The organism is Mycobacterium sp. (assembly GCF_049280035.1).
Classification (GTDB): Bacteria; Actinomycetota; Actinomycetes; order Mycobacteriales; family Mycobacteriaceae; genus Mycobacterium.
The window spans coordinates 1-4,981 of the sequence record NZ_JBAPPI010000870.1 but is presented as its reverse complement, the minus strand read 5'-3'; the positions used below and the strand labels follow the sequence as shown (position 1 = coordinate 4,981).

Genomic DNA, 4,981 nt, shown 5'->3' with positions numbered 1-4,981 from the left:
GGCCACAAGATGGGTGAGGCCGTCGTCATCGACATCGTCTGCGGTGCAATAGAAATCGGCATCAAATGGCTCAGCCTCTACGCTTTTTCCACCGAGAACTGGAAGCGGTCAGCCGAAGAAGTCCGTTTCCTGATGGGGTTCAACCGCGACGTGGTGCGACGGCGCCGGGTGAACCTCAACGAGATGGGCGTGAAGATACGCTGGGTGGGCTCGCGGCCACGCCTGTGGCGCAGCGTCATCAACGAGTTGGCGATCGCAGAGGAGATGACGATGCACAACGACGTCATCACGGTGAACTACTGCGTCAACTATGGTGGCCGTACCGAAATTGCTGAGGCCGCAAGGGATATTGCGCGCGAAGCAGCGGTGGGCAGGCTGAACCCCGAGCGGGTGACTGAGGCGACCGTTGCCCGCCACCTGCATCGACCCGACATTCCCGACGTAGATCTGTTACTGCGTACCTCGGGCGAGCAGCGGACCAGCAATTTCATGCTGTGGCAAGCGGCCTACGCCGAATACATCTTCCAGGACAAACTCTGGCCCGACTACGACCGCCGCGATCTGTGGGCGGCCTGCGAAGAATATGCATCACGAAGTCGACGATTCGGGACGGCCTAGATGCCTTCGTTGCAGGAGCGACTGCTGACCGTCCTCTCCGAGGTATTACCCCTCGAGGAGGAATCCGACGGTGCGCTGACCGTGCGGCACGACGGCACCATCGCGTCGTTGCGGGTCGTGACTATTACCGAAGACCTCGACCTGGTGTCACTGACCCAGATTTTGGCGTGGGATCTGCTGCTTACCAAAAAGATTCGCGACAGCGTAGCCGAACAGGCGCACAGTACTCTGCTGGGATCGGTGGCACTGATCGAAAAGGTCGGCGAAGCGAGCGCCAAACGCAACTCGAGCAAAACGGCAGACGTGATGCTGCGCTACAACTTTCCAGGCGGTGGCCTGAGCGACGACGCGCTGCGCACACTGATCCTGATGGTGCTCGACAAGGGCGCCGAGATCCGTCACGCGCTGACGGGTTGACCTCAGCCGCGACACTCCGAGCAGGTGCCGACGATCTCGATGGTGTGGCTGACATCGGAGAAGCCGTGTTCGGTGGCCACCTCGGCCGCCCAGGCCTCGACCTCGTGGTCGCCGACTTCGATAGTCGACCCGCAGCTGCGGCAGACCAGGTGGTGGTGATGGTGTTCCGAGCAGCGCCGGTAGACCGATTCGCCGGTGTCGTTGCGCAGGGTGTCGAGCATGCCCGCTGCGGCCATCGACTGCAGCGTCCGATAGACGGTGGTCAGGCCGATGTTCTCGCCGCGCCGCCGCAGCTCGTCGTGCAGTTCTTGGGCCGACCGGAACTCGTCGAGCGTCTCCAGCAGCGTCGAGATCGCCGCCCGCTGCCGAGTCGACCGTACGCTTGGACTGTTCATTTAGCGCCGCTCTCCCCCGCGCACGGGTGGTACCCCCACAGCATCGCTCCAATTTGTTTTGTCGCCGGCGGTCATGGCTTGTCCTCGCCGGCATGCGCGACGGCGTCGATCACGATATGGGCCAAGTGGTGATCGGCCAGCCGGTAGAGCACCTCGCGGCCTGACCGCTCCCCGGTGACCACGCCCGCGGCCTTCAGGATCTTGAGGTGCTGGCTGACCAGCGGCTGTGGGACGCCCAGCGCGTCGACCAGTTCATGAACGCACCGCTGGGATTCGCGCAACTGCAGCACAATGGCGATCCGCACCGGCGCGGCCAGCGCGCGCAGCAGCTCGCCGGCGGCTTCCAGAATTTCCCGCGACGGTGGCGCCGGCAGCTCTACAGCATCGCCATGCTGATGTTCGTCTACCAGTTCGTCGCCGTCGGCTGCGGTGGAGGTCGAGGAGGACATACTGGTTCCACTGTCACATGCATGATCACGCATGTCAAAGAAGCTCGGCGGCGAATCGCTACGATGACGGATGCTCACCGGCTCGATCGTCCCCGCATCGAAAGATTAGGAGTAATCCCCTCGTGGCGTCTGTCATCGACACCGTCGTCAACCTCGCCAAGCGGCGCGGCCTGGTCTACCCCGCCGGCGAGATCTACGGGGGCACCAAGTCGGCCTGGGATTACGGGCCGTTGGGGGTGGAACTCAAGGAGAACATCAAACGGCAGTGGTGGCGCTCGGTAGTTACCGGCCGCGACGACGTTGTCGGCCTGGACTCGTCGATCGTCTTGCCGCGCGAGGTGTGGGTTGCCTCCGGGCACGTTGAGGTGTTTCACGATCCGTTGGTGGAGTGCATGAGCTGCCACCACCGGCACCGCCAAGACCACATGCAGGAGGCCTACGCGCTGAAGAAGGGGATCGACGATCCCGATTCGATTCCGATGACCGAGATCGTCTGCCCCGACTGCGGGACCAAAGGCCAATGGACCGAGCCGCGCGAGTTCAACATGATGCTCAAGACCTATCTCGGCCCGATCGAAACCGAGGAGGGCCTGCACTATCTGCGGCCGGAAACCGCGCAGGGGATTTTCGTCAACTTCGCCAACGTGGTGACGACCGCGCGCCGCAAGCCGCCATTCGGTATCGGCCAGATCGGCAAGAGCTTCCGCAACGAGATCACCCCGGGCAACTTCATTTTCCGCACCCGGGAGTTCGAGCAGATGGAGATGGAGTTCTTCGTCGAGCCTGCGACCGCCACCGAGTGGCACCAGTATTGGATCGATACCAGGTTGGCCTGGTACGTCGACCTGGGCATCGATGCGGAGAATCTGCGGCTGTTCGAGCACCCCAAGGATAAGTTGTCGCATTACTCCGACCGCACGGTCGACATCGAGTACAAGTTCGGCTTCGCTGGCAACCCGTGGGGTGAGCTGGAGGGGGTGGCCAACCGGACCGACTTCGACTTATCCACGCACGCAAAGCATTCCGGTGTGGACCTGTCCTTCTACGATCAGGTCACCGACACCCGGTATGTGCCTTATGTGATCGAACCGGCGGCTGGGCTGACGCGGTCGTTCATGGCGTTTTTGGTCGACGCCTACCACGAGGACGAGGCGCCTAACGCCAAGGGTGGGGTGGACAAGCGCACGGTCCTGCGGCTCGATCCCCGGCTTGCGCCGGTCAAGGCCGCCGTGCTGCCGCTGTCCCGGCACGCCGATCTGAGCCCCAAGGCCCGCGATCTGGCTGCCGAGTTGCGCAAATGCTGGAACATCGAGTTCGACGACGCCGGCGCCATCGGGCGCCGTTACCGGCGCCAGGACGAGATCGGCACCCCGTATTGCGTGACGGTGGATTTCGACTCGCTCGAGGATCACGCCGTGACCATCCGGGAGCGTGACGCGATGACGCAGGACCGGGTCAGCATCGACGTGGTGGCCGACTATTTGGCGGCACGCCTTAGAGGACGCTGAGGGCCGGCCTGCCCTGCTGTGACGGTGCTCGCTCGAACCGCCGTGGGTCGGCCGATCTGCCGTCGCGGCCATCTGGTGGCTGGCTGGGATGGTTTGCTGTGAGGTGCGCTTCGGGTTTCGCCGATCCGATCGGTGTGCTGTCGTGCAGAGAAACACCGGAAACGGGTAGCTCGTGACGATAGTGCTGGTGACAGAATGTGACAGCGAGCGCTTGGCGCTCCCGCGGTGTCATGCCGCCGTCGGGATGGGTGACGCGGGTAACGGATCGCATACTGATTGCTGGCTGGCCGGCGCAGTACCTTGCTCGCGGCAACGACGGCGGGTGCCGGGCATTCCTCAGATTTGCGTGCGCCTATTGACTTGACAGCGCGCCCAGTGTAGGCGTTCCCTTAACGGTACTCAGCTAAATCACAGTTTCTTGCAGATGCGGCTACATCGCCGGGAGGTCGGGCAATGGCTCGTCAGCGCTCCACGAAGCGGAATCACCGGTCGCGCAATGCCAAGCCACGTCGTCGTGCAGTCGGTCTGAGTACCTCTGCCGGCGCGTTTCTGGCGTTCGGGCTGGGCCCGCTGGCCACCGCGCCCGCGGCCCACGCCGACGGGTTCGAGCTGATCATCGAACCGATCATCAATTCCCTCGCGAGCATTGGCCCCACCCTGGGTGCCGATTTGGGCGCCCTGATGGGTAGCTTTGATCCGACGTTGGCCGGCGATAACGCGGCGACCGCGGCTTCGCTGCTCGATCCTGCTGCGCTTCCTGCAGCCGATCCTGCGGCCTCACCCGACCTTGCTCAACTATTCAACGAGTTCATCTACACCCCGATGCACACCGCCGACCAAGACTGGATCAACAGCTCGTTCGGCACGGCGGTTGACAATCAGCTCAATACCCTGTGGAGCGAGATGGGTGGCAGCGGCATCCTGATCGGCAACGGGGCCCCCGGGACGATGGCAGACCCTAATGGCGGTGCTGGCGGGTTGCTGTTCGGCGACGGCGGAGCTGGCTGGAACAGTACGGTGGTCGGTGCGGCCGGCGGTAACGGCGGGGCTGCCTTCGACGGCAACGGCGGGGCCGGCGGAGCCGGCTGGAACAGCATGGTGGTCGGTGCGGTCGGCAGTAACGGCGGAGACGGCGGTAATACCGCGTTTGGCATTGCCGGTAACGGCGGCGCCGGCGGCGCCGGCCATGATTTCACCAGCGGCGTCGTTGCCACCGAGCACGGCAGTGACGGCGGTGACGGCGGGGCCGGCGGCAACGCGACCGGCCCGTTGTTCGGCAGCGGTGGTGCCGGTGGGACCGGTGGTGTCGGCGGCAACGGCACCTTCGACAGTACCGTGAGCGGTGTCACCGGCGGCGTTGGCGGAGCTGGTGGGACCGGTGGTGTCGGCGGCGCCAGCACGTCGCTCATCGGCGACGGCGGCTTCGGTGGTGCCGGCGGGGCGGGCGGTAATGGCACGGACAATGACACTAGTGGCGTCGCTCTCGGAAGTAACGGTGGTGGCGGCGGTGACGGTGGCGCCAGCGCCAACGGCTTCGGTGGTGCCGGCGGGGCTGGTGGCGCCGGCGGTTATGGCACGGCCGACGGCACTGGTG

General features: G+C 64.5%; 5 protein-coding genes and 1 pseudogene. 4 read left to right on the top strand and 2 right to left on the bottom strand.

Annotated features, from left to right (window positions below):
- Together uppS and WAN71_RS27715 are read left to right on the top strand one after the other, a co-directional pair.
- Nucleotides 1-618 (top strand): polyprenyl diphosphate synthase (gene uppS / locus WAN71_RS27720; RefSeq protein ID WP_422228392.1); only part of this gene is annotated, 618 nt, incomplete at its 5' end.
- Nucleotides 619-1,035 carry a hypothetical protein gene (locus WAN71_RS27715; protein WP_422228391.1) on the top strand — a complete coding sequence of 139 codons (417 nt, stop codon included), beginning with the start codon at nt 619-621 and terminating at the stop codon, nt 1,033-1,035.
- A gap of 2 nt (nt 1,036-1,037) precedes the next feature.
- Here WAN71_RS27715 and WAN71_RS27710 read toward each other — a convergent pair whose 3' ends face one another.
- Nucleotides 1,038-1,430, bottom strand: a complete 393-nt coding sequence (locus WAN71_RS27710) for a Fur family transcriptional regulator (RefSeq protein WP_422228390.1) — start codon at nt 1,428-1,430, stop codon at nt 1,038-1,040.
- Nucleotides 1,431-1,501: 71 nt separating this feature from the next.
- Nucleotides 1,502-1,879, bottom strand: coding sequence for an ArsR/SmtB family transcription factor (locus tag WAN71_RS27705; protein ID WP_422228389.1), 378 nt, complete (start codon nt 1,877-1,879; stop codon nt 1,502-1,504).
- 122 nt (nt 1,880-2,001) lie between these two features.
- Here WAN71_RS27705 and WAN71_RS27700 point away from each other — a divergent pair, with 122 nt between their 5' ends.
- Together WAN71_RS27700 and WAN71_RS27695 are read left to right on the top strand one after the other, a co-directional pair.
- Nucleotides 2,002-3,387: a glycine--tRNA ligase gene (locus tag WAN71_RS27700; RefSeq protein WP_422228388.1), complete on the top strand. Its 1,386-nt coding sequence runs from the start codon at nt 2,002-2,004 to the stop codon at nt 3,385-3,387.
- 921 nt (nt 3,388-4,308) lie between these two features.
- Nucleotides 4,309-4,473 (top strand): annotated as a pseudogene (locus tag WAN71_RS27695) (PGRS repeat-containing protein); the annotation flags it as partial.
- Nucleotides 4,474-4,981 lie beyond the last annotated feature (508 nt).

Coding starts and splice junctions, on each gene's coding strand:
- WAN71_RS27710 (WP_422228390.1), bottom strand. CDS start 1,430: ATGAACAGTCCAAGCGTACGGTCGACTCGGCAGCGGGCGGCGATCTCG.
- WAN71_RS27715 (WP_422228391.1), top strand. CDS start 619: ATGCCTTCGTTGCAGGAGCGACTGCTGACCGTCCTCTCCGAGGTATTA.
- WAN71_RS27705 (WP_422228389.1), bottom strand. CDS start 1,879: ATGTCCTCCTCGACCTCCACCGCAGCCGACGGCGACGAACTGGTAGAC.